Origin of the sequence: Rhizobium sp. S152, from assembly GCF_030380735.1 — a bacterium.
Taxonomy (GTDB): Bacteria; Pseudomonadota; Alphaproteobacteria; order Rhizobiales; family Rhizobiaceae; genus Rhizobium.
On sequence record NZ_JAUDRZ010000030.1, the window covers coordinates 442,540 to 468,696 of the forward strand.

The following is a 26,157-nucleotide window of genomic DNA, read 5'->3' on the forward strand; positions in this document are numbered from 1 at the left end:
TTCGGGCGATAGACCTTCAAGGCTCAGCGGCCACACACTGCATGCTCTATGGCGGATCTCGCTCGGGTAAGACGTTCATCAACCTGCGTTCGATCCTCGTAAGGGCACTAGCTCATCGCAGCCGGCACGCTGTGCTTCGATACCGCTTCAATCACGTGAAGCAGTCTGTGGTCTACGACACGCTTCCGAAGGTGCTCGACCTCTGCTTCCCCGGGGTCGCTGAACGCAGCAAGCTTGATAAGACCGACTGGTTTCTCGGCCTGCCCAATGGCTCGGAAGTCTGGTTCGGTGGCCTCGACGATAAGGAACGAACGGAAAAGATCCTCGGCCAGGAATACGCCTCGATCTTCCTGAACGAGTGCAGCCAGATCAGTTGGGCCTCGCGAAACATGGCGATCACCCGACTGGCGCAAAAGACGCCGCTGCGGCTCAAAACGTACTACGACTGCAACCCGCCTCCGAAGGGCCACTGGACTTACAAGCTCTTCATCGAAGGGGTATCGCCGGACACTCGGAAGCCAGTTCCTTATGCCGATCAGCACGTAGCGATGCTGATGAACCCAGAGGGGAACAAGGCCAACCTCGCATCTGGCTACCTGGAGCAGTTGCAGGCGATGCCGGAGAGGATGCGGCTTCGCTTCCTTCTTGGGCAGTTCGCCGACGATTCTGACAGCGCGCTGTGGTCGGTGGAGCTTCTGGAGCAAAGCCGCCTCGCTGGCGAACTCCCCGACATGCTCCGTATCATCATCGCGGTAGACCCGTCTGGTTGCTCCGGCGACGAGGACACGCGATCGGATGAGATCGGGATCGTCGTCTGCGGTCTCGGTGTCGATGGCAAGGGCTACATCATCGAGGATCTTTCAGGCCGATACGGTCCTTCCGGCTGGGGTCGAGTGGTGGCCGATGCCTTTGACCGCCACGAGGCTGACCGGGTCGTTGCTGAGACGAATTTCGGCGGAGCGATGGTCGGAGAGATTATCCGTGTCGCTCGACCTGGAACGCCGTTCACAGAGGTCAGGGCGTCACGCGGCAAGGTGGTGAGAGCTGAGCCAATCGCCTCCCTGTTCGATCAGGGGAAGGTGATCATGGCGGGGTACTTCCCCGAAATGGAAGACCAGCTGCTTGGCATGAGCACCGCAGGTTACACAGGCTCGCGGTCGCCTGATCGGGCCGATGCCATGGTCTGGGGGGTCACAAGCCTCTTTCCGGCGCTGACAAAGCGAGAGGCCGATCCTCTGGTCAGGAGAACCGTGACGTCCGTCACATCGAACAGCGCCTTGAAGGCCAAGTTGAGAGGTAAGCGAACATGAGTGGATTGCTTGGCGGCAAGACGACGAAATACCCGGACCCGGAGCCACCGGCCACGATGCCGGATGCTGACGATCCGTTGGCAAAGCGCACCCGTCGCAAGTCCGCCGGAACCATCGCATCGCCCAGCAGCTCGACGGCTGACAAGCTGGCGACCGTTCCCGGCACCCTCGGCCGCGAGTTCTCGCGTTCTACCCTCGGAGCGAATTGATGACCGATCAGGCCGGCCGTGAGCTGATGGAGATGGGCGAACGCCTGTTTTCCGCCAAAGGAAGTCTCGACAGCCTTCACCAGGAGATTGCCGAATACTTCTACTGCGAGCGCGCCAACTTCACGACCGAGATCACCTTAGGCGCGGAGTTCGCTTCGCACCTGACGGACTTCTACCCGACCTTGGTGCGCCGCGAGCTTGGCGATCAAATCGGCTCGATGGTTCGTCCGTCTGATAGGCCTTGGTTCAAGGAAACCGCCTCGAACGAACGGATTTCCCGCGACCGTGAGGCTGCAGGCTTCCTCGAATTCATGACGGACGTGAACCGCGCGATCCTGTATTCGCGTGACAGCGGCTACCGGCGGGCCGCCAGCGAGGTCGAGCACGACTTTTCCGCATTCGGCATGGGCTGGATGCAGGTGAGCTATAACAAGAAGCGCGACAACCTCCTCTTCCGCTGCCACCATCCGAAGAAAATGGCAGGCTGTGAAGGTCCCGATGGCCAGGTCAACCATGTCCACCGCAAGGAAGACATGAAGGCGCACGCGATGGCTTACCTCTTCGGCGAGGCAAAGCTACCTCAGGCGGCCAAGAACGCGCTGAAAGACAAGAACCTCAAGGACTCGTTCAAGGTTCAGCACTGCTTCGTTCCGCTCGACAAATACGAGCCGTACCGCAAGTTTCCCAAGGGTGCGAAGTGGGCGGACGTCTATGTCGCCGAAGACGGTTCGATCCTTCAGGAACTGCCGGCCTTCACCTTCGATTACGTCGTCCCGCGATGGAAGACGGTCAGCGGCAACTTCTACGCCTTCAGCCCTGCCACCATCATCGCCTTGCCTCAGGCTCGCATGATCCAGCGAATGATGATGACGATCATCGAGGCGGGCGAGAAGCAGGTAGACCCGCCCATGATCGCCACGCAGGACGCGGTTCTCTCGCCGATCGACCTGTCTTCGAACGGCGTGACCTACGTGGACAGCGAGTACGATGAGCGCCTTGGCGCTGCCCTTCGTGCCGTTGACATGGGCAAGAACACCGGCCTTGGGGTCGATCTGCTCAACGACGCGCGTGCTCGCCTGGCAGATGCCTTCTTCATCAACAAGCTGCAGCCGGTCGCATCGGCACAGCGCCAGAAGACGGCCTACGAAACCTCGCAGCTTGTCTCCGAATATATCCGCAACGCCCTGCCGCTCTTCGAGCCGATTGAGGATGAATGGACGGGTGCAACGCTGGATCTCGTCACCGAGAAAGTGATGCGCGCTGGCGGCTACGGTGAGGTTGATCGCAATGGCATTCCGGTTGATATGCCCGATGCGCTCCTCGGCCAGAACGTCACGCACGAGTTCAACAATGCGCTGAAGGAAGCCCGCGACCGTCAGGCCATCAACGGCTTTCAGGAAGGTGGCGCTATACTTCAGGCGGGCATTGCGCTCGATCCTTCCATCCGCACCGACGTCGATGTCCGCAAAGCGTTCCGTGATGCCTTCGGCGTTGTTCCTGGCGCACGCGCCGACTGGCTTGTCGACGAGAAGCAGGCGGAAGCCGCTCGCCAGCAGATGCAGCAGGAGATGGCCGAACAGCAGCAGATCGCCAAACTGGGGCAGGGTGCCGAGGTAGCCGGACAGGTCGGCAACGCCGCTCAGACGATTCAGGAGGCGATGAATGCCTAAGCGCGCATATCGCCCCTGGCATCCTGTGGGCGTCCGGGCGGACAACAATGCTCCGGCCAACGACCTTGAAATCCGCAAGGCCGATTGCGCTTCACTGCAGGCTCTCGCCGCTGGTGTGGCGACGGAAGAGCAGCAGAAGCGAGCGTTCGGCGCGATCCTGCATATCTGCGGCGTCAACGACTTGGAATTCCTGCCTGACGAGCACGGCGGGGAGCGCGACAGCGCGTTCAAAAGTGGGAAGCGGCATGTTGGCCTGCAGCTCCGCAAGCTCGTCTCTTTCCCTTTAGATTTCCTGACAGGTGAAAAACATGGCTGATGAAAACAATTCCGGTGGTGAAGTAGACCCGAACGAAGCAGGTGCCGGCGGTGGCGCTGGCGGTGCTGGTGCCGGCAGTGGCGGCAATGGTGGCGAGAACGCTGGTGGCGCAGGCGCTGCTGGCGGTGCGGGGGGCGAAGGTGGAGCAGGTGGCTCCGCTGATGGTGCCGAACTGCAGGCCTTCCGCGAGAAGCTTGCCGGCGGCGACGAAGCAGTCCTGAAACAGCTCGGCCGCTACAAGTCGATCGATGCCATCTCCCGCGGCTTCCGCGAGGCCTACAACAGCGCCAAGACGGCCGGCAAGAACGTCACGTTGACGGACAAGTCCACGCCCGAAGAGGTGAAGGCCTTCCGCGCTGCCAACGGCATCCCAGACGAAGCGACGGCTTACCCCGGCGACTTCCGCGAGGGCTTCGCCGCTTCCGACGCTGACAAGGCCATTCTCGGCGATTTCAAGGCCGCCATGCACGCCAAGAATGTCCCGCCGTCGGTGGCTGGCGCTGCTCTCGACTGGTATCAGGACTTTGCCACGGCCCAGCAGCAGCAGCTCGACGGCCATATGGTGAAGGTCGCGAAGGAAACCCAGACGGCGCTGCGCAATGAGTGGGGCGGCGAATACGACGGCAACATCGCGGCTGCCGACCAGCTCATGACGACGCACCTCGGCCAAGACGGCTACCAGGAACTGCTCGGCCTACGCTTCATGGATGGCTCGCGCCTTCAGGATCACCCCGGCTTCGTCAAGATGATGGCGCAGATCGGCTCCGATTATTACGGCGGCACGGCGATCCTCACCGGCGACGTCGAAGCGACCTCGAAGACGGTTCAGGAGAACATCAACGAGCTGCTGAAGCTCCGCGAGACCGACGAACGCAAGTATTTCAGCGACGAAGTGCAGGGCAAGCTGACGAAGCTTTACGCACAGCGCGACAAGATCAACGCCCGCAAGGGCTGATTACCTCCCAGGTGTTGCCATCATGGCAATACCTTCGCGGCACCCCGGCGACGGCCCCGCAATCGATACCGAAATGACAGTCTGATGTGACGCCCCGATCAAAGCGACGGCGCGGCCCCTTGGTTCGCCAAGACACCCCGCGCCCGCAGCGAGCGGCACCCTGATCACGGCCTGAAATCAACTCCCTCAATCAGCAAAAGGATTTTTGCAATGGCATACGTCATTACAAAAGATCAGTACCGTGATGAGTGGGTCGTCGCATTTCAGCGCGGCGAAACCTACCTCAAAGACCGGGTAGTCCGCGAAGACATCACCTCTGGCCTGACTGCGAAGTTCTCGGTCCAGGGCGTTGCCGGTCGCATGACCACCCGCGGCACGAACGGGCTTATCCCGTCCCGCAACCGCACCGACAGCATGCAGACGATCACGCTGCAGGAGAAGCACACGAAGGAAACCCGCACGGGCTTCGACGTGTTCACCGCGCCTGCCAATCTTCGTCAGGGCATGCAGAATGCCGGCGCCAAGACCGCAGCTCGCGAGATCGACTACACGATCATCGACGCGCTGGCGACCGCGACCAACGTTTACAACTCCGGCACGGCGGTCACCTCGACCTTCGGCAAGATTGTGGACGAGCTGTCGCAACTCTGGGGTCAGGACATCAACTCGGGCGACGAGATCACCTGCCTCTGGACTCCGAAGGCATGGGCTCGCCTGCTCACCATCGCCGAGTTCAAGTCGGCGGACTACGTCGATGCCAAGCCGCTCGTCGGTCTGGCTGCTGACCGTCCGAAGATCTGGCTGGGTGCATACCACATCATGCACAACGGCCTTCCCGGCAAGGGCACGGCCACGGCGTCGAACTTCATCTTCGCCAAGAACGCAGTCGGTCACTCCCTGGCCGAAGGCGAAATCCAGACGGACGTCGGCTACAACGGCGAGGATGATTACTCCTACGCCCGCCACACGATCTACGACGGCGCAGTAATCCTGCAGCAGGCCGGCGTGCTCAAGGTCTTGACCGACGACACCGTCGCGTTCTCGTAAGGAGGGTCTGACCCATGGCTTATGATACCAACGGCTTCAAGCTCCTCACAGATGGCCTTTCCGGCTCCAGCACCATGAAAACGTGGCTGCTGGATTCGGTCGACGCCATCGCTTCGGTCAACAACAGCAACTATGTCGCTGACGGCTACCGCAAGGGCGCTCGTCAGGGCGATATCGTCATTGTCCGTACCCGCACGACTACGATCAGCGGCCCGGTCACGGCGATCAACTATTGCTGGGTGATCGATGAGGCGACCGGCACCGACGGGCAGGGCATCGACCTGACCGACGGCCTGGCTGTCACGGCAACCGATACCGACTAACGCCGGTGTCTGGGGGTGTTCGTGTGACGCGAACACCCCTTTTCCCTTTCCATTTACCCGAAGGTCAAAATCATGTCCGACATCCAGAAGCTGGGTGCCAGCCGCTTCATGCCTGCCGATTACTCGATCGGCCGCTATGCGGCGACGGTGCCGTCCGAAACCACGCTCGAAGACGTCCTTCACCCGGAGTACTTCGGCAATCATTTCAGCGTCTTCAAGCAGGGGATGCGCATCGATGTCATTTCCGACGACATGAAGCTCGACTGCGAGCTGCGCGTGGTTGGCGTCTCGAAGACCGCCGCGAAGCTCCGCGTGCTCCGCGTCTACGACGAGAAGAAGGCGATCAAGCAGCCAACAGCAGAGCTTACCCTGCCTGAGGTCAACCACGGCGGCCCGCACCACAAATGGCGGTTCCTTCACGGCGGCAATGTCGTGCAGCACAGCTTCGACACGAAGGAAGCTGCTGAAAAGGCTGCCGAAAAGTATCTCGAACTGCTGAAAGGCGAATGACCTATGGCCGACAAGCTGCAGATCTGGAAGCAGGCTCTGGTTCACCTGGAGAAGTCCACGATCACTACCCTCACTGACGATGTCGAAGCTGTTTACACCTTCAGCAGCGCATGGGATGGCGTGGTCGAAGAGGCCTTCAATTCCGGTGACTGGAACTTCGCCAAGGTGTCTGCAGCCTTGTCGGCCAATGGGGCTGCAACGCCAGCTATCGGCTGGTCTTATGCCTTCGACTACCCCGATGACTGGATCCGAACGCTCACCGTGAGCAACTCGCCGGACTTCCGATCGATCTTCCTCGACTTCCTCGACGAGGGCGGCGGGCTGCACGCCAACGCGAACGTTCTCTATCTGCGCTACATCAGCAAAGCCAAGGCCGCTGATGACCAGATTTCGAAGTGGCCGACGATGTTCTGGAAGTTCGTGGCGCTGAAGTTGGCCTGCGACACCTGTGGCCGGCTCACCAGCGGCGACACACTCGAACAGAAGCTTGAGAAGCGCGTCGAGAAGGCGCTGCGCCAAGCCAAGAGCGTCGATGCCCGCAACGAAAACAACAAGGTTCTCCCTCCCGGCTCGTGGATTCGTGCACGACATGGCGGTATCGGCCGTCTCGGCAACAGCCACGGCGGAACGCTGGTAGGCGGTCAGATCACCTTCGAGGAGGGTGATGTCTGATGCCTCGCGTAAAAGCTCCCGTCTACTCCCTGAATGGTGGCGAGGTAGGCGACGAGGCGTTGTCTCGCCTTGATCTTGAGCGCCTGCAGTTCGCCGGCTCGCTTTACCTGAACCAGCTTCCGCGTGTCGTCGGCTCAATGACGATCCGCCCCGGCCTGGAGCACATTACCGACATCGATATCGGCGACGTGATGCTAATGGAGTACGCCTATTCCGGCGGCTCCGCGCTGATCCCGGTTCTTTCCGATGGTGGCATGCGCGTGGTGAAGGACAATGCCTTCGTCAGCCGCGTTGCCGTCTCCACGGCTATCACCAACGGCGATTTCTCTTCCTTCACGGGCTGGACGGACGTCAGCGTCGGCGGCGCCTCGGCAGTTGCAAGCGGTGGCAATCTTGTTTTGACCGGCACGACGCAGGCGAGGGCGGTTGCGCGGCAGACACTCACGGTTTCAGCCGGCGACCAGCCGAAGGAACACGCCATCCGCCTCGATATCGTGCGCGGCCCGGTCAACCTCCGCCTCGGCACCTCTGCCGGCGCTTCCGACATCCTCGAAGCGCTGGCGCTCGATGACGGTTTCCACTCGATCGCCTTCACTCCCGGTGTCGGTTCGGTCTATCTCGAACTCTCGAACGACAACGCCCGTCAGTCGCTGGTCAATGCTTGCACGATCGAGGCGGCCGGCGTGATGGTCGTTCCCACGCCATGGACGCAAGCCGACCTTGCCGACCAACTTGTTCGGTACCGCCAGCACAAGGACGTGCTCTATGCTGCTTCCGGCGGCGTTTATCAGCAGCGCATGATCCAGCGCCGCAGTTCCACAAGCTGGGGCGTGCAGCGCTACAAGGTCGATGACGGTCCCTTCGTATCGTCGGATGGCGTCACCTCGCTTGCTCCCAGCGGCTTGACTGGCAACATCACCCTCACAGCGAACCGGGCTTTCTTCACAGCGCAGATGATCGGCCGCCTTTTCCGCATCTTCCAAAGTGGGCAGACGGTCAACGAATCCTTCACGAGCGGACCCGCTACCGGCGCCTATATCCGCATTGCCGGGGTGAATGCCGCCCGCCGTTTCAGCTATTCGATCACCGGCACCTGGGCCGGGACGGTACGCCTGCAGGTTTCGGTCGATGACGGTTCCGGTAACCCGACCTCGTGGACGGATGTTTCGACCTTCACCGGCAACGCCTCGGCCAACTACACCGACAGCGACAACAACGTCGTGAAGTATTTCCGCTTTGCTCTCGGATCGGGCGACTATTCAAGCGGCACCATCGTTACCGGCCTTGTCTACGCTGGCGGCAGTCAGTCGGGCATTGTCCGCGTTACCGACTTCACCAGCGCCACCACCGTTGGCGCCGAGGTCATCAAGCGCCTGTACTCAACGACCGCTTCTTTCGAATGGGATTATTCGGTCTGGTCCGACTATGACGGCTGGCCTTCCGCTGTCGAGAAGTTCGGCGGCCGCTTGTTCTGGGGGCAGGGCGATTTCGCCTACGGTTCGGTCTCGGATGCCTACAAGAGCTTCGACGACACGGTCGAAGGCGACTCCGGGCCGATTGCCCGCTCGATCGGCACCGATACCGACCGCGGTATCCTGTGGCTGATCGGCCTCGAGCGATTGCTCGCCGGCACCGATACCGCCGAAATCTCCGTGAAGGCTTCCAGCTTCGACGAGCCTCTGACGGCAAGTGCCTGGTTCCCGGTCGAAAGCTCCACGCGCGGCTGTCTCAATCTGCGCTCGGTGAAGTGCGACAAGGACGGCATCTTCGTGCAGACATCCGGCACCGCGCTTTTCGCGCTGTCGGCCGAACAGGGCACGCTCGATTACAAGTCAAACGACCTGACGGCCATGCACGAGAACATCTGCGACGGCTACGAGGTGGTCGATATCGCCGTCCAGCGCCGGCCGGACACGATCCTGTGGCTGATCCTGGCGAACGGCGAGGCAAGGGCGCTCACCTATGAGCCTTCCGAGAAGGTCATTGCCTGGTCGCGCGTCGTCACCGACGGCCAGTTCAAGCGCGTCAGCACGAACCGTGGAGCCGGCCAGGATGGCGTCTTCTTCGCGGTCGTCCGCAACGGGACGCAGCGCCTCGAACGATTGGCTGACCTGAAGGACTGCAAGGGCAAGCAGATCAATTGCATCGCCGACGGTTTCACACGCTTCACCGGCGCGCCGGCTACCGTCTTCAACGTGCCGCACCTCAATGGCCTGCAGGTGACCGTCTGGGCGGACGGCAAGGCTGTGCGGGATCAGGATAATCTCTACACTGTGACCGGCAATCAGGTGACGCTCTCCGAGCCCGCCAGCAACGTCGTCATCGGCCTGCCTTATGTCGGGCGCTGGAAGTCCACGAAGCTCGCCTATGGCGCTGCTGGTGGCACGGCGCTGTTTCAGAAGAAGCGGGTGGCGCAGCTCGGGCTCTATCTCGTCTCGACGATGCTGGACGGCTTGCGCGTAGGCTACTCGTTTGACGCACTCCGGAAGCTCACCACAACGAAGAACGACAAGCCCATCGCGCCGAACACGCTTTTCGCTGAGTACGACGCCGACATGATGAGCATTTCCAGCGACTGGAGCACCGACAGCCGCATATGCCTCGAAGCAAGGTCGCCTTATCCCTTCACGGCGGCTTCGCTGGTCATGGATGCCACGACGAATGGCTGACATCTCGATCGCGACTGACGACGATATCGCTCGCTTCTACGGCGCTATCGAGTTCCGTTCTAAGTGGGCGGCACGGGCGCTGCGCCGCGGTCGCCTGATCGCTGGATTCGGCGGGCTGCTTGAGATCGAGGACGGCGTTTGGTTCGCTTTCTTCGACGTACCGGCCGAGCATCGGAAGCCATCGATATACCGGCACATCCTGTCGGCATTCAGGGAGGCAAAGGCCAAGGGCGCGCAGGTGTTCAAGGCCAAGTGCACCGAGACCATACCGCGAGCCGTGGCGCTGATGGAGCACCTTGGCTTTGAGCGGACAGATGAAATGATTGACGATGAGGTGGTCTGGGTATGTCCGGCTTCGAAATTCTAGCAGGTGTCGCGGCGGCGGCCGGCACCGCGCTTCAGGTCTCAGGTACCCTTCAGCAGGGCAAAGAGACCCAGGCGCGCTACCAGTATGAGCAGAAGGTCGACGCGCAGCAGGCGGACGAAGCGCAGGCAGCAAGCCAGCGTGACGCCGCCCAGCGCTACAAGGAAGGCCAGTTCCTTCTGTCGCAGCAGCGCGCGGCAATCGCGGGCTCCGGCGGCGACCTCTCCGACCCTTCGGTTATCGACCTGATGGGCGATACGGCGGACGCGACGGCTTACGCGGCGGAATCCGAAATCTACAAGGGCGAGCAGCAGCGGCGAGGGTATGACGACGCCGCCAAGGTCGCCGGCATCAATGCCACCAACGCCATGAAGGCCGCGCGGATCTCCGCCGCCGCTGGCCTCTTCGACGGCATCACATCGATGTACAGCCGCTTCGGTCAGCAGGCCAAGAAGACGGCGCCGGCATCTGCAATCAAGCTTCCGTACGGGTGATCCTGACACATGGTGAACATTCCAACTTCTCGTGACGTAGGCTACGCTGGTACCCGATCGGGACGCATTGCGCCTTCAGGCCCCACGCCAATGATCGGCGCGGCCGTGGCAGGGGCGGGGCAGAACCTTGTTCATGCCGCCTATAACCTGAACGACCTTCAGGCGCAGGAAAAGGCCGACGTTCTCAACGACAAGTCCAACACTGTTTCCACGGCGCTGAACAAGTTCCTGAACGACGAGGAACAGCGCTTCCTGAAGTCGCGGGACGAATCCAGTGAAAGCGGTATCGGTTTTACGCGCCAGTTCATGGAGGGCTACCAGCAGCGCGCCGACGCCTTCGCCAAGTCCAACTTCGAAGGCCTGAACGACGACGCCCAGACTGGCTACCTGAACAATATCCTGACGCGCGGCAACTCGCTGTTCGAGAAGGCGACGGCTTACGAGAATGCCGCCAAGGGCGACTATTACGACCGATCGACAAAGCAGTCGCTGGATGGCATCCGCACGCAGATCGGCGCCAACAGCGCACCTTACGAAGACCTGAAAAAGCAGGGCCTCGCGGCTATCGACGCCACGAACATGCCGGAGACGTGGAAGGCCGACCGCCGCGCCCGGTGGGATTCCGACGCCGCTGAAAGCCGATGGAAGTGGAAGTTTGCCGACGATCCGCGCAACGCACTGCGCGACATCAAGGGCGGCATCAAGGTCGATGCGAAGGGGCTTGCCAACTCCATCACCCAGACGGCCAACCAGCTTGGCGTGAGCCCGAACGACATCGCCACCGTCATTTCGTACGAAACCGGCGGCACCTTCGACCCGTGGCAGAAAGGCCCGGTGACGAAGTACGGCGAGCATCGTGGCCTGATCCAGTGGGGCGAGCCGCAGCGGGCGAAGTATGGCGTCACGGCAGATATGCCGATCGAGCAGCAGGTTGCCGCCGTCGGCCGGTACCTGAAGGATGCCGGCGTGAAGCCGGGGATGGGTTTGATCGACATCTACAGCGCCATCAATGCCGGCGCTCCCGGCCTCTATGACCGCTCAGACTACAAGGCGGGCGGCGCCCCCGGGACCGTGGCCGACAAGGTCAAGTACCAGATGGAAGGCCACAAGGCGAAGGCGGCGGCGCTTCTCGGCGGCACCTACACGCCCACGATCGGCGACCCTGATCTCGACAAGATCCCCTACGAGCGCCGCGAGCAGCTTTACCGCCAGGGCGAGACTGACTACGCGCAGGAACTTACCCGCCAGCGTACGGCGGTGAAGGACGATTTCAGCCTGCAGATCGCGCAGAATCCGACGCCGAAGCTGGAAACCCAGATCCTCGCCAACTCGGTAATCGACAACGGCGACAAGGCCACGCTGATCAACGCGCTCCACACGGCCGTGAAGGAGAATGCCGGCGTTCCCGAACTCATCAACGCGATCGGCGCAGGCAAAGGCTCGATCAACGCTTTCGACACCGAGCAGACGAAGGTCGCGGAGAAGGCTTACGACCAGATGACGACAGGCAGGTCGGACGACGATCGGCAGACGATCACCTCCGGCTTCATCGCTCAGACCGGCTACATCCCGAAGAAGGTGCAGGCCGATCTTCGCCGCGGTGCAATCTCCACCGATACCGCCGTCGTCGCGCAGTCGATGGAAGCGGCGAGCGTGTTGCAGAAGAACGCGCCGGCTTCGTTTACGGCCATGGACGGCAGTGCCGCGGTGCAGAAGAAGCTCGACCTATACAAGTCCTATACGGGGCTTATGGGCTATTCCCCCGACGAAGCCGCAAAGAAGATCATCGCCGCCGACGATCCAGAAGCAGTGAAAACGCGAGACGCGCTGCTGAATTCGAAGTCGATCAAAGACATCCTCAAGAACGTGGATGCTTCCTCGATCGCCAGCAACTTCGATAACAGCTTCGCAGGCCTTGCTCGCAATGCTGCGGTAGGTGGCAACGCTACGGCCGATCAGGTCAAGGTTGGAGTGAACTCTGACGCTGAAGCAGCCATCGTCGCCGATTATCGTTCGATCCTGCAAGAAGCGTTGGTCGATACCAATGGCAACGAAGCGGCGGCAAGGGATATAGCGAACAAGCGTTTCGGCCGAAGCTATGCACCCTCCGAATTCACTCCTTTCGGCTCCAACGTCATTGTCAAAAATCCTCCCGAGACCGCGTACCCGGCAGGCCCTGACGGCACCCACGGGTACATCAGAGAGCAACTGGCAGACGCCTTCAAGGAGACGGGCATTCACACTGATGAGTTCTACCTGCAGGCGGATCAGAACACCGACAAGGATATCAAGGCGGGCCGACCAGCCTCTTACCGTGTCTTCTACAAGTCCGACGGTCGCCTGAACCTCTTCCCTTATCCGTTTCATGCGGACGTCGAGGCAGCGAAACAGAAGGGCAAGGAGAAGCTGGAACAGCAAATCCAGACGTCACGGCAACGGATGATCCAAAACCGCGACCGAACAGTGAAAGAGCACAACGCGGTGAATGAGGCGATCGACAACACAGTCGGCCCCGATTGGATGAAGGCGAGGGCGGCAGAGACGGCCCAGGAGAAGCTACGCATGCAGGAAATGATGCCAGGGCCCATCAACCCTTCAACCGCTGACCAGGGCGGTGGCGGAGGTGGCTTCTGATGCCTTTCGATTTGTCACGCCCTCTCGAAGATGCAGGCCCGGTCGGCATTTCCGATTTCGATCAGCCGGAACCCTCATACATGCGGATCCTCACGGCAGCATATCGCGACGGCAACGATGTCGTTTCTAACTTGGCATATGCCGGGAACAACATCGCTGCCGGGAACAAGCAGGAGATCACCGACTACAACATCTACACCGATCCGGAGATGAAGGAGTATATGGAACGCGCTCCGGAGCGCGGAGAACGGATTTTCAATCCGCAGGCGGCGCAAGCTCTTAAGATGCAGATGGACATGGAGAAGGCCGACGATGAAACCCTTGCTGCAAGTGGGTGGACTGGCACCGCGTTCTCGATCATGGCGGGTATCACTGACCTTCCGACCCTTATCCCCGGCGGCGCATTCGTCGCCGAAGGCCGCACAGGCTTGTCGGTAGGGCGTTCTGCCCTTTCCATCGGAGCTTGGTCGGGCGTTGGTGCGGCAGTGCAAGAAGCTGGCTTGCACGCGAGCCAAGTGACTCGCACTGGGAAAGAAAGCGCTATGGCTATCGGCGGTTCGGTTCTGCTCGGTGGCCTCATCGGTGCGGCCGGAGCTAAATTCTTTAGCCCAAGCGAGTTTTCTGCCGTCGGCAAGACGTTGGAGAGCGACATGGCGAGCGAACTCCCCAATATTGGTGACGTAACCGACACTGCCGTGAAGCGCGCACAGGCGGCAGGTGCTGCTGCTGTCGACGAGGTCGATATTTCCGATCTTGGCGTAGGCGGCGGCAAGGCTGCCGAAATGGTGACGCGCGCCACGGCTGCCGCCCGCATCAATCCCGGCGTCCAGACGATGCTGTCGCCATCGGTGAAGGTGCGCGAGTTTTATAACAAGCTCGTGGACAACCCGATCTACACGACGATGAATATGGAGGGTCGATCGCTCGGCGCTGACGTGGAGAACTCCGTGAAGCTCTACGAGCGCGGCGCCGTTGGCGACTGGCTGGGATCTTCGCGGAAGCTTTATCGTGAGGCGCGCAAGAACGGCTATCGAGGCTCACTGACCGAGTTCAACCGCGATGTGGCAATGGCTGGCCGCCGCGGCGACGTCGATATCAACGGCAATCCCTTTGTCACCCAAGCAGCGCAGGAAGCCCGCTCGAAGGTCTTCGATCCGCTCTTCGAACGAGCCAAGGCGCTGGGGCTTCTGCCCGAGGATGTGAAGACGACAACGGCGGCGTCCTACGTCACGCGTCTGTGGAACCGCCAGAAGCTGATCGGAGAGGAAAGCCGCTTCCGCGAAATCGCCCGCCGCTACTTCTCGCAGGAACTGGACAAGGCCCTGATCCGGCAGGAAGAGCGCGGCGTCGGCAACAAGATTGTGGACTCGCTGTATGTTGACGATCGGATGGACCGAGCCTTCGAACGGCTGAGCAACGTCAACAAGCGCCTCGAAGAGCGTGCCGCCATCCGAAGCCGAAAGAATGCGGACGTCGAGAAGAACGTCGCAGCTCATCGGGAACTGATCAGCCAGCGCCCGCCGGCAGACGTCGTCGAGGTGCTGAAGACGGCAAAGGATGACGAGACCCTGCTGCCGGCAATCAAGGCCTCGAAAAAGGCCGAGCGCGCCATGAACAAGAAGACGACCTATGCCGAGAAGTACCCGATTCTTTCCGTGTTTCGCGAGTGGGGTGGCGTGCGCGTCGGAAGCTCGCTCGACGGCGAGCTGCGCGCCATGGGCGTCAATCCCACTTCGCACCCGGGTCTTTTCCACAAGTCGAAGGGCATGGGCGCGTCCGACACCATCGTCTGGAAAGAACACCAGATCCTTCGCGACAATTTCCACGAAGGCCCGAATGGCTATGCCGATCCCGACGAGCTTCTGGACGCGATCCGCGAGGAGCTTTCCGGCTCGCCTATCCGCACGAGCGACGCCGCCAACAAGGCCGCCAGCGACGAAGCCCTTACCGACAGCATTAGCGATTGGCTAAAGTCCGTCGGCCTTCCGGAGGATGCTTCGGTAAAGCAGATCCGCGAGGCGCTGCAGCGGAACGCTGGCCGCGAGAAGTCGATCGGCGAAGTCGATGCGCGGATCAAGCGGATGGAGCAGGAGATCAAGGATTTTGATCAGGCAACCGAGGCCATTTACAACGAGCGCGTCATTTCGGATGCAGAGGCTCGCAAGGTTTCCAAAGAACTTGCCGACCTGGAAGAGCAGATCAACGCCAGCGCCGACCTGGCGCGCGAGTCGCCGGCGATCGGCCGCATGGTGGATTATGCCAAGGCCCGCCGCGATTATGGCTCCGCCCGGTATGAAAAGACGAAAGTGACCAATCGTCTCGATGCCTTGAAGCTGCTCGAAAGCGAAGGCCGCATGACGGACAAGCTCAAGGCGGAGGTGGCGACCCTTACCGGCAAGGCCAAGGAGATCGACCAGCGCATCGCCAAGGCTACCGACAAGTCGGACAAGCTGAAGCCCACCCTGCCGAAGCAGAGAGAGGAGATCCCCGATTTCATCAGCCCGGATGACCGCGCCGACTATATCGAGGAAATCGTGAGCTCGGTATTCAACAACCTGACGGGCAAGGGCGCCGGCGACGTGCCCGAGTGGCTTGTCCCGACGAAGCGCGGGCCGCTGAAGGAACGCACCTTCAACATCAAGGACGAAGAAGTCGAAGATTTCCTTGTGAACGACATGGACGTCGTCATGCGCCGCTACGCCCGTACCATGGGCGCCGAGGTCGAGCTTGCGCAGAAGTTCGGTCGCCCCGACATGAAAGAGCAGTTCGAGGAGATCACTCGCGATTACGAGGCGCTCCGCTCCCAAGCAAAGACACCAGCCGAGCGCGAGAAGCTGAGCAAGGCCGAGGCGCGCGACGTGAAGAACCTGACAGCCTTCCGGGACATGATCCGCGGCACCTACAGGGCAACCGACGAAAGCAGCGACTGGAGCAAGATTACCCGCGCAGCGCTGACGTGGAACTACCTTCGCCTGATGGGCGGCGTGACGCTCACCAGCATGACGGACGCCGCCAGCATCCTCGGCAAGTTCGGCGCCCGCCAGATCATGACCGACGGCCTGCCGGCGCTTGTCTCCGGTACGCGCGCCGCGAAAATCGCCCGTCAGGATGCGCGAGACCTTGGCGTCGTCACCGAGCGCGTGCTGCAGTCGCGGCTGGCGAACCTTGCCGATCTCAACGACCCTTACGCCCATGGCTCGAAGTTCGAGCGCTTCTTGTCGAACACGTCGAACGTCTTCACGAAAGCAACGGGCCTCGGCTACTGGAACGACGGGTTGCGCACCATCGTCGCCGTCATGTCGCAGAACCGCATGCTCCGCAACGCGACGAACTGGGCGGCGGCAGATAAGGCCGAGCGGGCCTACATGGCGATGCTTGGCATCGACGAGGACATGGCCCAGCGCATTGCCGGCCAGTTCAAGCGGTACGGCGTGGAAGAGGATGGCATCTACGGCGCCAACGCCTCGGCCTGGGACGACGAGCTCGCGCACCGGACATGGGCGGCCGCGCTGAACAAGGACGCTGACCGTACGGTGATCATGAAGGGCGTAGCCGATAACCCGCTCTGGATGAAGTCGAATGTCGGAAAGCTGCTGTTTCAGTTTAAGTCGTTCTCGCTCGCCAGCCATCAGCGCGTTCTGATAGCCGGCCTACAGGAGCGACCGCACCGCCTGGCCGAACAGTTGGTCTTCGCCACCGGCCTCGGAATGCTGATCTCGTACCTCAAGTATGTCGAGCGTGGCGACGTGGACGAGGCGAACAAGCTTCTGGACAATCCCGGTCTCTGGATTGCCAACGGCGTCGATCGTTCGGGCATCCTTTCCATTCCCTTCGAGTTTTCGAACACGGCGGAAAAGATTGGGCTTCCCGGCATCATGACGGCGGCTTCGGCTGTTGCCGGCGACAAAGACCGCGGCACTGCCTCGCGCTATGCCAGCCGTGGCACGTTCGGGGCGCTCGCCGGCCCGACGGTTGGAGCGTTCGAGGATCTGACACAGATTGCGCAGCAGCTTGCAGCCGGTGACCTGAAGAAATCCGGTGCGAACGCCATCATCAGGCAGCTACCGGGTGCAACGCTTCCCGGTGTCCGATCGGCAATTCACATGGGGTTGAAGCCTGCTCTCGTCGATGCGGTCGAATAGCCTACCCGGCGTTCGGGCGGAGCCAGCGGAGCACCAGACCGCAAAGCGCGGCGAAGGCGATCGGCGTCAGCATCAGCTTCCAGACGAAGGCCCATTCTGCTGATGTCCAGTAGGAACCGAAGGGGTCGAAAATGAAGAGGTAGCAGCAGACCGCCACCACCCACAGCAGGGCACCGCCAACGTAGTATTTGACGGGGCCATGCGGCTCTTTGAGCCAGACGATCCAGTTGGGCAGCGCCGTTTCAGCGTATCGCGCTCCCACCACACCAAACATGATAGGCGCGATAATCCAGCCGATGCCGCGAGGGATCATTCGAGATCCGAACAAATCACTGAGAACGGCGAACACGATGAACGAGATAAGCCCAAAAAGGGCAACTGCCGCAACGAACCCGACGATCCTCGTTATCCACTTCTGCATGACTTCCCCCGCTGGTTGAGCGGATCAAACTCCAAAATTCAAACGAAGGCAAGGCGGCTCGGTCGGCAACCTTGGCTTGAGGTAAACGCATGGCAACAGAATTCGACGATTCCCAGCATTGGGGCTTCTTCCTTACGGGGCTGACGCTGACCAGCGACACGGGTAAATCTGTGCGCATGTCGGAGCTTGTGCTTGCCGCTTTGAGGGCGGCCGGCGTCTTCGACAATATGGTCGACGGCACTTCCCCGCCGACTACGGACAAGCTTTGGCTCGACAAGAACTTCGACCCGGCGCAGCTCAAGCAGTGGGACGCGACCGGCTCTTCGTGGGCGCCGATGACGTTCTCTCGCCTCTTCGCGCGCGCAGCGGTGACCCTGATGACGGTCACGGGCGGGACGGGTAATGCCATCGTTGTCGCACAGCCGACTGGGTTCCGAAACGACAACCTTTACTCGTTCGTCCCTACGGCCGATAACACCGGGCCGGCGACAATTCAGGTGTCAGGCGTCGGAACCTACCCAGCGAAATACGCAGACAACTCTGACGTCGAGGCGGGCGAGTTCACGGCGGGCCGGCAGAATATCCTGCTCTTCACGGGGTCTCGCTTCACCGTTCTTTTCCAGATGTCGGACTTGAACGCCGCGACCGGAGCCGCTCAACAGGCCGCGCAAGAGGCCAACGATTCCGCGGAATCTGCAGCGATCAGCGAGACAAATGCGCAGAAGTGGGCGACCAACCCAGAGGACACGCCGGTAACGACCGGGCCTGACAAGTTCTCGGCGTACCATTGGGCGCAAAAGGCGGCGGCAGCCGTAACCGGCGGTATCGCCTCGGCCATTCACGCGGCTGCCGCAAAGTCTCCGCCCGTCGACGCCGACGAGTTCGGTATTGCCGACAGCGCGGCAAGCTGGGCGCTGAAGAAACTCACCTGGCTTGCCGTCCGCCTTGGCGTCTTCGTGCAGGCTGCTGTAGCGGTAGCGAGTGCCGCGACGACCGATATCGGTTCGGCTGCCAGCTTCTTCATCAGCATCACCGGCACGACAACGATCACGTCTCTGGGCAGTGCGGCCGGCATCCAGGTCGGGACACTCAGACTTGTGCAGTTCGCCGGGGCGCTGACGCTCACGAACAACGCCAACATTATCCTGCCGACGGCCGCCAACATCACGACGGCAGCGAACGACTTCATGCTGGCAAGGTATGAGGGGGCTGGTGTCTGGCGGGTGATTTGGTATCGCGGCGCGCTGTCGACTGTGGACTGGACGGCCGGCACGAGCACGAAGCCGGGGATGCCGACACCGGCGCAGATTTCAGCGGCTATCGCTGCCCTTTCTAGCAAGCTGAAGGTCGGGGCTGCGGTCGCTCCTTCGGGGAATGCGGTGACCTATTCCGGAATACCCGCGGGCGTCGCACGTTTCACTGTGCACCTGAGAAACGTGGTGTTTAGTTCCGCCGCCCAGGGTCTGGTTCGGGTGCGGACAGCCGGCGCTAATGTCGTTACCGGATACGATGGAATGGTTAGTTTTCAAGCTAACGGCTCCTCGAATGCCGCAGCGCTGAACACATCCGTTCTATTGGACACCGGCGTCTTCACAACGACCCTGAACGGTAGCGTGACTTTCACGAGAGTCCCCGGGACGCATGATTGGGAGTTTCGAGGAGGCTTTTCCGGGCAGGGCGGTACCCCTCACAAGACTGAGGTATCTGGGGGTGTTCTCGCCGGCACCGAAATAGACGGAATACAGGTCAGCTCTGCGGCCGGAACGCCCACCATGAGCGGCACTGCAATCTGGGTGGATTGGGAGTAGCATCATGAAGCAGCTCGTTTTCAACGCCATTACTGGCGAAAGTTATGAAGAAGAATACACGCCTCCCCCGGCCCCGATCGTACCGCTTGATGTGATCAAGGCCGGATTGAAGGTGGACATCGACGTTGCTGCCGAGCGCGAGCGCCGCAAGTACATCACGGCTGGTGAAGGCCAGGCCATGACCTACATGCAGAAAGCGGCGGAGGCGGCGGGCTATCTCGCGGCCGTGGCCAAAAACGAAAATCCGGATCCGGTTGATTACCCGCTCTTGAGTGCCGAGATCGGCATCACCGGCGCGACGATCATCGAGGTGGCGACGGTCATCGATGGCGCTTATCGCGGCTGGCAGCAGATCGGCGCTGCGATCGAGGCGATGCGTCTCGGCACCAAAGCAGCGATCGAGGCTGCTGAAACTGAGACTGACGCCTACGTCGCCTCTGCGGCAGTTGCCTGGCCTTAAGTCCCCCCTGAAAATTTGAGGCTTTCATGCTGGTTCACTAGCCGGCGCGCGTTCTGCTGCGCTCATCACGCCTGCTTTTCGAGCGGCGCACCAACAACAAGAAGCCCGCCGGGGGGCGGGCGAGCTTCTAGACGCATTACAAGAGAAACGACCGCATTTGGGTCGGCTGTATTGAAACACAACTGGCCGTAGATGGCACGTCATCCATTGGACGTAGCCGCGCCAACTAACAAGCGAGAATTTGGAGATGCCTATGAACGTGCAGGTAACTGCGGCGAATCTTCGTGCTGCCGCCAAAGGGGCCGTGAACGCCCAGAATATGAACTCCGTGCTGGTGGCGATGTCTCGCTATGGCGCTGAACTCGGCATGGATCGACCGCATCGAGCGGTGCAGTTCTACGCCCAAATCATGCATGAGAGCGGTGATTTCCGATATGACCGCGAGGTATGGGGGCCGACGCCTGCCCAGCAGCGCTACGACACCCGCGTGGATCTCGGCAACACACCTGCTGCTGACGGCGATGGGAAGATCTACATGGGCCGCACGGCGATGCAGATCACCGGAAAGGCGAACTATCGCGCTTTCACCGAGTGGTGCCGCTCGCACGCCATGAACTGCCCCGACTTTGTCCGCATGCCCGACGCGGTGAATACCGATCCTTGGGAAGGGCTGGGGCCGCTCTGGTTCTGGGACAGGAACAACCTCAATCGTTGGGCGGATCAGGGCGATATCGAGACGATCACCAAGCGCATCAACGGCGGCATCAACGGCCTTGCCGATCGCGTCGATCACTATGTCCGCCTCGCGCTCGTTGTGCTCGGATACAAGGCTGACGGCGTTCGCCAGTTCCAGGCCAATGCCAACCTTGATGTCGACGGCGATGCTGGGCCGAAGACGCGTGCAGCGCTGCATACGGCTCTGCTTGGGCTGTCCGGCGCCTCGACGAAGATGGCGGCGTTCTCTGCGGCGCCCGTCGTGGAGGAAAAGCCCGTTGTCCCGGTCGCGGTAGAGCAGACCGTCAAGAAGAAGTTCAATATCCTCGGCTGGGCGGCAAGCGCCTTCAGCGGTGGCGGTCTCAGCCTCGCGGCGTTCGCTGGCTTCGACTGGCGGGCTCTGCTGGTCATTCTCGGCTTCGTTACCGTCCTCGTTGTCGGCGGCCTGTTCCTGCGCCAGTGGATCATCGCGGCAATCAAGGACATTCGCCAGGCGGTGGAAGAATGACCAGCATCGGCGACGTCCTAAAACTGGGAGCAGGGGCCGTTGTGGGCGGTCTCCTCGTCTTCATCATCTATTCGACGTTGAACACTGTTTGGTGGCTTCCGGCTGCCGAACAGCGTGGTCGAGCCATCGAGGCCGCTGAAGCGACGGCCGCTACCAACAAGGCAATCGGAGAACTCAGCAATGCAGCCGATCAAGCTCGCGTTCGTCGTCGTCTGTGCAGTGAGCGCGGCGGCCTGTATGATTTCGCTGCAAACTCATGTAGTATAAACTGATGAAAACCATCAAACTTTCGCGCGGCTATATCGCTCTCGTAGATGACGAAGACTACGAGCGGCTGTCGTCATATTCGTGGCGTGCTCAGCCAGCAAGTCACCGCCCAGCGGCGAAGATTTATGCAATCCGCAGCGTAAATTACTACCAAGGCGATGGGCGCAGGTCGTGCAAGACCGTCTACATGCATAAGGAGATTTTGCCGTCCTCGAAAGGGCTCGAAACAGACCACAAGGACGGTGACGGACTCAACAACCAGAGAAATAATCTCAGGGTTCTTACGAAAAAGAGTAACAGACAAAGTCGAAAATCAGCCGCCACTTCAGCTTCCCCTTATCTGGGGGTATCGGTCGATAAAAAAGGTAGGATCCGAGCTCACATAAAGCCGGATGGCAAAACCATATCGCTTGGTAGCTTCCAAACTCAGGAAGACGCAGCCCGCGCCTATAATGCAGCTGCGCAAAAGCACTATGGCGACCACGTTCTTCTGAACAACGTCTAAAGGTATCTCCTCATGGGTAGAATGTTAATCGCGGTCGCGCTTGTGGCCTCGCTCTCCAGCTGTACGACTTCGCAAAGGGTCAGTGCGTCGAAGCAAAGCATGACGTCGACAACTAGGTCGATCGTCGGCACTTCGCTGATCGGCGCCAAGGGCGCGACGTCCAAGGATCAGGACGCAATCGACGACACGGCGGCCGGCTTGTGTGCCGCCGGTGTCTGGACTTCATCCGAGTGCGCAGCCCACGGCGGCGCCCGATAGCATGGCAGAGCATGCGCATTTGAAGGGCATACGGGGTTGAGCGAGGACGTCATGAGCAGCAGCAACAACCACTTCGATCCAATGGCTTCATGGGCTCGCCTGTCGGAGCGGGTGGAGAACCAGGGCAAGGATATCGTCGATCTCCGTTCGAACATGAACACGGGGTTCCAGACGATCAACTCCGCGATCGGCACTCTGTCGAACGAGCTGCGCAACAACAGCAAAACGCAGTGGCCCGTGATCTGGTCGGCGGCCGGCGTCTGCTTCGTCGTCCTTTCGGCGCTGGGGGCATTCTTCTACGGCACGTTGTCGAAGGGGCAGGATCGTCTCGACGTAGCCATCATCAAGAGTGCGGAAACAAGTCAAGCGTCGATCTCGCGCCTCGCTGAGACCACGCAGACGGCAATCGCTGCGCTGTCAGAGAAGATGGTCACGCAGAAGGAATTGGATTGGCGCACGCAGCGCAGCGCCGAGGATCGTCAGCGCACAGACGCCTCGGTGAAGGAACTCCGCGACAAGATGGTTCCGCGCGATGAACTCGACCGGATATTCGCCAATGAGGGGCAGTGGCGGGACGATATCCGGCAGAGGCTCGACCGGATCGAGGCCAAAGGCGGTTGACGCGAACGGGAAGAGCGACAAGACGCTTTACCGAGCGCCGATCGTGAGGCCTTAGTCTGATGCGCTGCCAAACTCGCTAATTAGGGGCGGTGGGTGTCCACAATCACGAAAATTTTGATTGGCGGACTTAACTATTTTAATTGCCGAACGGGCTTGTCGCTCTAAATTTTTTTCTCGCCTGACGTGAATGCAAGGGGGAGAAAAATGAGCCAGAAGCGAGTTGATTTTTCCGAGGTCATCCTTTGGGAAGTTCCGGTTTTTGTGCGAATTGGTAACGGAGTAAGAGAGACGATTGATGGCCCAAGAGAAGCGCTTGACTATATGCTGAATAGATGGCCAGCAGAGCGCGGGCAGGAATATGAAAACGCCAAATCCGCTTGCCGCCTCGCGATTCAACACTACGGCTCGCTTGAGGACGCGCGGGCGCATTTTGTCGCAGCAGCGGGAGAGGCGAAAATCGCTGCTTAAAATTGCGTGCGTGCTCATTCCAGCACCTCCGAAGCAGTGAGGGCGGCTGCGAAGTTGCGCAGAATAAGCGTCAGCTCTTCCGAGGATGATGACGGCGTGAGCGGAGGAGTGACGGAACCTTTGTGGTGGGCGATAGTTTCGCGGTCATGTCAAAGTATTATTTCGACATCCGAAGCGGCAGTTCGCTTAAGCAAGATCCAGACGGCAGCGATCTGCCGGACATTCACGCAGCGCGGGCAGAAGGTTTGCTTTCTGCGCGAGAGTTGGTCGCGGAGCATATTCGCTGTGGGGAAGCAATCGGCGGAAAGGCACTTGAGATTCGCGATGCCAGAGGCCACGTTCTCCACACATTCCCGTTAGCCTCTGTGATTATATTTTAAGCGGAACGCGGCCTTAAAAGGTCAAGGCCCGCACCTGGGTGGTAGCGGGCCTTGGTGGAGGTCTTCGCCATGATACATGGCGGAGGAGGAGAGTGGTGCTGTCACCCTCACGATTGTCACTAAAGCAGATCAGCCGTGAGTTGTCGCGAACAATTTTCGCTCCTCGGATCAGTTGCGCAAGCGTATTAAATCCCGGTCCTTCGGATAGTACCTGCCGATGGAAAGGAGGTAGTCCGCGATTTCGTGCAGAAGGTGATCTCGTTCGCCATAGAGTTCGTTGATCTCCTTCAGTCTTGGCCTCACACGCTCGTACTCATCTGGCGAAAGATCGGCGTCGCCAATCACATATCCCGTGCCAAGCACGGCGGTGATGTCACAGCCGGTCTCTGCAATGTCGCGAACAAAATCGGGGATTTGATCTTCGGTCATCTTCTTCATGGCATTCTCCTTGAGTCGGCTCAGCGTACCCAGATGACGAAGATGCCGCTATTGGTAGAATTAGCTCTGTTGCGACAAGGCATCAGTGCTGCCTTGCCGAACAACGGTGACCGTCGCGCTATTGATTTCGCCGCGAGTAATCCATGATATAGGTTGAGACTGCGTTCTCCATCTCTTGGAGAAGCGCATCGTATTGCTCGCATCCATCCACGCCACGCGCACGGAGTTTTCGCGCGTTCAAAACGCCGATGCTATAGTGCTCACATATCTCTGCCACCGCCGCCCTGACTTCGCGGCGATTACCGAAAGGACGGATTTCAGGAAGCCTGAAAGCGAGGAGCGCCCAGCCATGAGCCGCGTGATCAACGCCATCGCCGGGCTTACAGGTCAATGGACCGAACCTTTGGGTCTGTGCAGCTCAAATTCACTCAACAATCGGACAGCCTTCCGCACAACCTCGTTGCCACGCTGGGGGTCAGCTGCAACCTCCTCGCGGCTTGCTTCCAGCCGCACGGCTAGCTCTGACATGAACTTCCAAATCGGGTCGCCGTCGCGCTGAGCAATTGCTGCCGAGATTTGGAGATGTTGAGCCAGATTGGTGAGGACAACCGTTCTCTCACCAATCGTCATTCGCTCGAAAGGCAAGGCATTAGTCATGGTTGGTTTCCATCCTTGCCTTTTCGATGGGGGCAGAACGCGAAAGCTGAAGGCTTGCAGCCAGCCTGCGCCTTAAATCGATTATCGAGTGGACCTTTGTAAGGACGCGCTCGCCAGTGGGGACCCCGCTGATGGCGTACTTATGGAGCTTGCTCTGGTGCGGCCGAGTGGGTTGCCTGGTATTGGCTGTAGCTGCTGCGGGGGCAACTTTGTCTATAAGACGATTGTCGCTCATATCGGCTCCTACCTGAGGCAAGAGCGCATATAATCTCCCAATCGACCCTGCCTTGAAACAATAGGCCGACAACACTGTATATGCGAGTTCACGCGAATTACCTAACGGTTATATCAGCATGTCCGTTAGTGATCCTGAGAGCAATCGAGAATTGCGCGGGCTGCGCGCCATTACTGCGGTGTCAAAGCGTATCCTTCCTCACCAGCAGTAGCCGGTTGTTGCCAGGCAGATCAATCACTCCCTCATCCTTCAACGCGTAGAGGGCATTGACGATGTCGTTCTCGATAAAGCCGTCAGCGACCATCGGCGGACCGATCTCATAGAGGTTGATCGAGGAGCCGGGTTCAACTCCCAGCTTCCCTAGCAGGGCGAGCAATGCTTCCTTGGGGTCTTTCGGTGCTTCCATCACGTTCACCTTCTTCCGGGCGTCTATGGCAGCTTGATAATCTATCCTGGCCTGGCGTCTTGCAAGCGCCTTAACGAACTCAGCAAGGGCGGCTTTGCCCTTCTCGAGTGGTTTGGATTGGTGGCGTCCATGGAGCTCTCCTTTGGCGTAAGGAAAGCAGCCCCGGTCGGCGCGGTCTATTGTAGGATTCACCGTAGGCGGAATACGGCTCGTGTCATGGCTTGGTCACCTTGCCAAGTGCCTTCTCCACCACGTCCAGTTCGTAAGCCATCTTCTCCTCGGCGGCAACGTCGTCCCAGAAGGCTGTGGCTTCGTTCCATTCAGTCCAAAGCTTCTCTGGAAGGCCAGACGGCGATATCTCCTCCAAGATCAACGCCCAGCCAGAGAAGACCGCAGATTCCTCAACGAAAAAGCGACGGTCTACACGAAAGGTTCTCGGTCCGGTTTCGGCGAGTCCAGGTCCGATTATGGTATCGCCCACCTGAGGACACGTTCCGTAAAATTCGAGGGGGTAGCAGTTGACCTCCTCGATTACATTATCGCTGCGAACCATATAGGTGCGGATTTCACGCCTAGGCCGCTCACCTGGAGGCTGCATATTCTCGCTAGAGCCGCTCATGATGGCTTTCCCTACCACGCCTCTAAGTCGCGAGTATCTGGTGCCGATAGGCTCGGAGAAGGCGATACTGTGATAGA

The 26,157-nt window shown here is 60.2% G+C and carries 28 protein-coding genes; 23 read left to right on the forward strand and 5 right to left on the reverse strand.

Annotated features, from left to right (window positions below; all coding sequences use genetic code 11):
- Positions 1-41: 41 nt before the first annotated feature.
- From QTL95_RS26985 to QTL95_RS27050, 14 genes are all read left to right on the forward strand, one after another.
- Positions 42-1,310, forward strand: coding sequence for a phage terminase large subunit (locus QTL95_RS26985; protein ID WP_289722906.1), 1,269 nt, complete (start codon positions 42-44; stop codon positions 1,308-1,310).
- The gene (locus QTL95_RS26990; protein ID WP_289722907.1) at positions 1,307-1,519 is read left to right on the forward strand and encodes a hypothetical protein; all 213 of its coding nucleotides are present in this window, start codon (positions 1,307-1,309) and stop codon (positions 1,517-1,519) included. The genes QTL95_RS26985 and QTL95_RS26990 overlap by 4 nt, the downstream gene beginning before the upstream one ends.
- Entirely contained in the window at positions 1,519-3,189 is a 1,671-nt protein-coding gene (locus tag QTL95_RS26995) for a portal protein (RefSeq protein WP_289722908.1), read from the forward strand. The genes QTL95_RS26990 and QTL95_RS26995 overlap by 1 nt, the downstream gene beginning before the upstream one ends.
- A complete protein-coding gene (locus tag QTL95_RS27000) occupies positions 3,182-3,505 on the forward strand; it encodes a hypothetical protein (RefSeq protein WP_289722909.1) in 324 nt (107 codons plus the stop codon). The genes QTL95_RS26995 and QTL95_RS27000 overlap by 8 nt, the downstream gene beginning before the upstream one ends.
- Positions 3,498-4,460 carry a hypothetical protein gene (locus QTL95_RS27005; protein ID WP_289722910.1) on the forward strand — a complete coding sequence of 321 codons (963 nt, stop codon included), beginning with the start codon at positions 3,498-3,500 and terminating at the stop codon, positions 4,458-4,460. Before QTL95_RS27000 ends, QTL95_RS27005 begins: the two co-directional genes overlap by 8 nt.
- A gap of 210 nt (positions 4,461-4,670) precedes the next feature.
- Positions 4,671-5,507 carry a phage capsid protein gene (locus QTL95_RS27010; protein WP_289722911.1) on the forward strand — a complete coding sequence of 279 codons (837 nt, stop codon included), beginning with the start codon at positions 4,671-4,673 and terminating at the stop codon, positions 5,505-5,507.
- A gap of 14 nt (positions 5,508-5,521) precedes the next feature.
- A complete protein-coding gene (locus QTL95_RS27015; RefSeq protein WP_037178151.1) occupies positions 5,522-5,830 on the forward strand; it encodes a hypothetical protein in 309 nt (102 codons plus the stop codon).
- Positions 5,831-5,902: 72 nt separating this feature from the next.
- Positions 5,903-6,340, forward strand: a complete 438-nt coding sequence (locus tag QTL95_RS27020) for a hypothetical protein (RefSeq protein ID WP_289722912.1) — start codon at positions 5,903-5,905, stop codon at positions 6,338-6,340.
- Between the two features lie 3 nt (positions 6,341-6,343).
- Positions 6,344-7,012 carry a hypothetical protein gene (locus QTL95_RS27025; protein ID WP_289722913.1) on the forward strand — a complete coding sequence of 223 codons (669 nt, stop codon included), beginning with the start codon at positions 6,344-6,346 and terminating at the stop codon, positions 7,010-7,012.
- Complete coding sequence (locus QTL95_RS27030) at positions 7,012-9,681, forward strand: hypothetical protein (protein WP_289722914.1); 2,670 nt, start codon at positions 7,012-7,014, stop codon at positions 9,679-9,681. The genes QTL95_RS27025 and QTL95_RS27030 overlap by 1 nt, the downstream gene beginning before the upstream one ends.
- Positions 9,674-10,048 (forward strand): hypothetical protein, encoded by a 375-nt coding sequence (locus QTL95_RS27035; protein ID WP_037178160.1) that lies wholly within the window; start codon positions 9,674-9,676, stop codon positions 10,046-10,048. Before QTL95_RS27030 ends, QTL95_RS27035 begins: the two co-directional genes overlap by 8 nt.
- Positions 10,027-10,539 (forward strand): hypothetical protein, encoded by a 513-nt coding sequence (locus QTL95_RS27040; RefSeq protein WP_037178162.1) that lies wholly within the window; start codon positions 10,027-10,029, stop codon positions 10,537-10,539. Before QTL95_RS27035 ends, QTL95_RS27040 begins: the two co-directional genes overlap by 22 nt.
- 90 nt (positions 10,540-10,629) lie before the next feature.
- Positions 10,630-13,173 carry a hypothetical protein gene (locus QTL95_RS27045; RefSeq protein WP_289722915.1) on the forward strand — a complete coding sequence of 848 codons (2,544 nt, stop codon included), beginning with the start codon at positions 10,630-10,632 and terminating at the stop codon, positions 13,171-13,173.
- The gene (locus QTL95_RS27050; protein WP_289722916.1) at positions 13,173-17,315 is read left to right on the forward strand and encodes a hypothetical protein; all 4,143 of its coding nucleotides are present in this window, start codon (positions 13,173-13,175) and stop codon (positions 17,313-17,315) included. Before QTL95_RS27045 ends, QTL95_RS27050 begins: the two co-directional genes overlap by 1 nt.
- A 1-nt stretch (position 17,316) precedes the next feature.
- Here the strand turns inward: QTL95_RS27050 and QTL95_RS27055 are convergent, their stop codons facing one another.
- Positions 17,317-17,628: a hypothetical protein gene (locus QTL95_RS27055; protein ID WP_289722917.1), complete on the reverse strand. Its 312-nt coding sequence runs from the start codon at positions 17,626-17,628 to the stop codon at positions 17,317-17,319.
- Between the two features lie 197 nt (positions 17,629-17,825).
- On the opposite strand from QTL95_RS27055, the gene QTL95_RS27060 reads away from it, so the two are divergent.
- The 9 genes from QTL95_RS27060 to QTL95_RS28990 all read left to right on the forward strand — a co-directional run bounded on the left by QTL95_RS27060 (position 17,826) and on the right by QTL95_RS28990 (position 23,725).
- Positions 17,826-19,544: a hypothetical protein gene (locus tag QTL95_RS27060; protein ID WP_289722918.1), complete on the forward strand. Its 1,719-nt coding sequence runs from the start codon at positions 17,826-17,828 to the stop codon at positions 19,542-19,544.
- Positions 19,545-19,548: 4 nt separating this feature from the next.
- On the forward strand, positions 19,549-20,004 hold the full coding sequence (locus tag QTL95_RS27065; RefSeq protein WP_289722919.1) for a hypothetical protein: 456 nt from the start codon (positions 19,549-19,551) through the stop codon (positions 20,002-20,004).
- Between the two features lie 253 nt (positions 20,005-20,257).
- Complete coding sequence (locus tag QTL95_RS27070; RefSeq protein WP_289722920.1) at positions 20,258-21,226, forward strand: peptidoglycan-binding protein; 969 nt, start codon at positions 20,258-20,260, stop codon at positions 21,224-21,226.
- A complete protein-coding gene (locus tag QTL95_RS27075; RefSeq protein ID WP_289722921.1) occupies positions 21,223-21,498 on the forward strand; it encodes a hypothetical protein in 276 nt (91 codons plus the stop codon). The genes QTL95_RS27070 and QTL95_RS27075 overlap by 4 nt, the downstream gene beginning before the upstream one ends.
- On the forward strand, positions 21,498-21,998 hold the full coding sequence (locus QTL95_RS27080; protein WP_289722922.1) for an HNH endonuclease: 501 nt from the start codon (positions 21,498-21,500) through the stop codon (positions 21,996-21,998). Before QTL95_RS27075 ends, QTL95_RS27080 begins: the two co-directional genes overlap by 1 nt.
- Before the next feature lie 99 nt (positions 21,999-22,097).
- On the forward strand, positions 22,098-22,256 hold the full coding sequence (locus QTL95_RS28600; RefSeq protein ID WP_336622298.1) for a hypothetical protein: 159 nt from the start codon (positions 22,098-22,100) through the stop codon (positions 22,254-22,256).
- A gap of 51 nt (positions 22,257-22,307) precedes the next feature.
- Entirely contained in the window at positions 22,308-22,877 is a 570-nt protein-coding gene (locus QTL95_RS27090; RefSeq protein WP_289722924.1) for a hypothetical protein, read from the forward strand.
- A 204-nt stretch (positions 22,878-23,081) separates the two neighbouring features.
- The gene (locus QTL95_RS27095; protein WP_289722925.1) at positions 23,082-23,345 is read left to right on the forward strand and encodes a DUF982 domain-containing protein; all 264 of its coding nucleotides are present in this window, start codon (positions 23,082-23,084) and stop codon (positions 23,343-23,345) included.
- 146 nt (positions 23,346-23,491) lie between these two features.
- A complete protein-coding gene (locus QTL95_RS28990) occupies positions 23,492-23,725 on the forward strand; it encodes a DUF6894 family protein (protein WP_442981361.1) in 234 nt (77 codons plus the stop codon).
- Positions 23,726-23,893: 168 nt separating this feature from the next.
- On the opposite strand, the gene QTL95_RS27100 is transcribed toward QTL95_RS28990, so the two are convergent.
- The 4 genes from QTL95_RS27100 to QTL95_RS27115 all read right to left on the reverse strand — a co-directional run bounded on the left by QTL95_RS27100 (position 23,894) and on the right by QTL95_RS27115 (position 26,080).
- Positions 23,894-24,163: a hypothetical protein gene (locus QTL95_RS27100; RefSeq protein WP_289722926.1), complete on the reverse strand. Its 270-nt coding sequence runs from the start codon at positions 24,161-24,163 to the stop codon at positions 23,894-23,896.
- A 387-nt stretch (positions 24,164-24,550) separates the two neighbouring features.
- Entirely contained in the window at positions 24,551-24,820 is a 270-nt protein-coding gene (locus tag QTL95_RS27105; protein WP_289722927.1) for a hypothetical protein, read from the reverse strand.
- A gap of 416 nt (positions 24,821-25,236) precedes the next feature.
- Complete coding sequence (locus QTL95_RS27110; protein WP_289722928.1) at positions 25,237-25,461, reverse strand: hypothetical protein; 225 nt, start codon at positions 25,459-25,461, stop codon at positions 25,237-25,239.
- A 214-nt stretch (positions 25,462-25,675) separates the two neighbouring features.
- Positions 25,676-26,080 carry a hypothetical protein gene (locus QTL95_RS27115; protein ID WP_289722929.1) on the reverse strand — a complete coding sequence of 135 codons (405 nt, stop codon included), beginning with the start codon at positions 26,078-26,080 and terminating at the stop codon, positions 25,676-25,678.
- Between the last annotated feature and the right edge of the window lie 77 nt (positions 26,081-26,157).

Coding starts and splice junctions, on each gene's coding strand:
- QTL95_RS27115 (WP_289722929.1), bottom strand. CDS start 26,080: ATGAGCGGCTCTAGCGAGAATATGCAGCCTCCAGGTGAGCGGCCTAGG.
- QTL95_RS28600 (WP_336622298.1), top strand. CDS start 22,098: ATGACGTCGACAACTAGGTCGATCGTCGGCACTTCGCTGATCGGCGCC.
- QTL95_RS27055 (WP_289722917.1), bottom strand. CDS start 17,628: ATGATCCCTCGCGGCATCGGCTGGATTATCGCGCCTATCATGTTTGGT.
- QTL95_RS27100 (WP_289722926.1), bottom strand. CDS start 24,163: ATGAAGAAGATGACCGAAGATCAAATCCCCGATTTTGTTCGCGACATT.
- QTL95_RS27065 (WP_289722919.1), top strand. CDS start 19,549: ATGAAGCAGCTCGTTTTCAACGCCATTACTGGCGAAAGTTATGAAGAA.
- QTL95_RS27060 (WP_289722918.1), top strand. CDS start 17,826: ATGGCAACAGAATTCGACGATTCCCAGCATTGGGGCTTCTTCCTTACG.
- QTL95_RS27025 (WP_289722913.1), top strand. CDS start 6,344: ATGGCCGACAAGCTGCAGATCTGGAAGCAGGCTCTGGTTCACCTGGAG.
- QTL95_RS27070 (WP_289722920.1), top strand. CDS start 20,258: ATGAACGTGCAGGTAACTGCGGCGAATCTTCGTGCTGCCGCCAAAGGG.
- QTL95_RS27090 (WP_289722924.1), top strand. CDS start 22,308: ATGAGCAGCAGCAACAACCACTTCGATCCAATGGCTTCATGGGCTCGC.
- QTL95_RS27105 (WP_289722927.1), bottom strand. CDS start 24,820: ATGACTAATGCCTTGCCTTTCGAGCGAATGACGATTGGTGAGAGAACG.
- QTL95_RS26990 (WP_289722907.1), top strand. CDS start 1,307: ATGAGTGGATTGCTTGGCGGCAAGACGACGAAATACCCGGACCCGGAG.
- QTL95_RS27040 (WP_037178162.1), top strand. CDS start 10,027: ATGTCCGGCTTCGAAATTCTAGCAGGTGTCGCGGCGGCGGCCGGCACC.
- QTL95_RS27045 (WP_289722915.1), top strand. CDS start 10,630: ATGATCGGCGCGGCCGTGGCAGGGGCGGGGCAGAACCTTGTTCATGCC.
- QTL95_RS27035 (WP_037178160.1), top strand. CDS start 9,674: ATGGCTGACATCTCGATCGCGACTGACGACGATATCGCTCGCTTCTAC.
- QTL95_RS27080 (WP_289722922.1), top strand. CDS start 21,498: ATGAAAACCATCAAACTTTCGCGCGGCTATATCGCTCTCGTAGATGAC.
- QTL95_RS27110 (WP_289722928.1), bottom strand. CDS start 25,461: ATGGAAGCACCGAAAGACCCCAAGGAAGCATTGCTCGCCCTGCTAGGG.
- QTL95_RS27050 (WP_289722916.1), top strand. CDS start 13,173: ATGCCTTTCGATTTGTCACGCCCTCTCGAAGATGCAGGCCCGGTCGGC.
- QTL95_RS28990 (WP_442981361.1), top strand. CDS start 23,492: ATGTCAAAGTATTATTTCGACATCCGAAGCGGCAGTTCGCTTAAGCAA.
- QTL95_RS27015 (WP_037178151.1), top strand. CDS start 5,522: ATGGCTTATGATACCAACGGCTTCAAGCTCCTCACAGATGGCCTTTCC.
- QTL95_RS27010 (WP_289722911.1), top strand. CDS start 4,671: ATGGCATACGTCATTACAAAAGATCAGTACCGTGATGAGTGGGTCGTC.
- QTL95_RS27000 (WP_289722909.1), top strand. CDS start 3,182: ATGCCTAAGCGCGCATATCGCCCCTGGCATCCTGTGGGCGTCCGGGCG.
- QTL95_RS27075 (WP_289722921.1), top strand. CDS start 21,223: ATGACCAGCATCGGCGACGTCCTAAAACTGGGAGCAGGGGCCGTTGTG.
- QTL95_RS27020 (WP_289722912.1), top strand. CDS start 5,903: ATGTCCGACATCCAGAAGCTGGGTGCCAGCCGCTTCATGCCTGCCGAT.
- QTL95_RS27005 (WP_289722910.1), top strand. CDS start 3,498: ATGGCTGATGAAAACAATTCCGGTGGTGAAGTAGACCCGAACGAAGCA.
- QTL95_RS26995 (WP_289722908.1), top strand. CDS start 1,519: ATGACCGATCAGGCCGGCCGTGAGCTGATGGAGATGGGCGAACGCCTG.
- QTL95_RS27030 (WP_289722914.1), top strand. CDS start 7,012: ATGCCTCGCGTAAAAGCTCCCGTCTACTCCCTGAATGGTGGCGAGGTA.
- QTL95_RS27095 (WP_289722925.1), top strand. CDS start 23,082: ATGAGCCAGAAGCGAGTTGATTTTTCCGAGGTCATCCTTTGGGAAGTT.
- QTL95_RS26985 (WP_289722906.1), top strand. CDS start 42: ATGCTCTATGGCGGATCTCGCTCGGGTAAGACGTTCATCAACCTGCGT.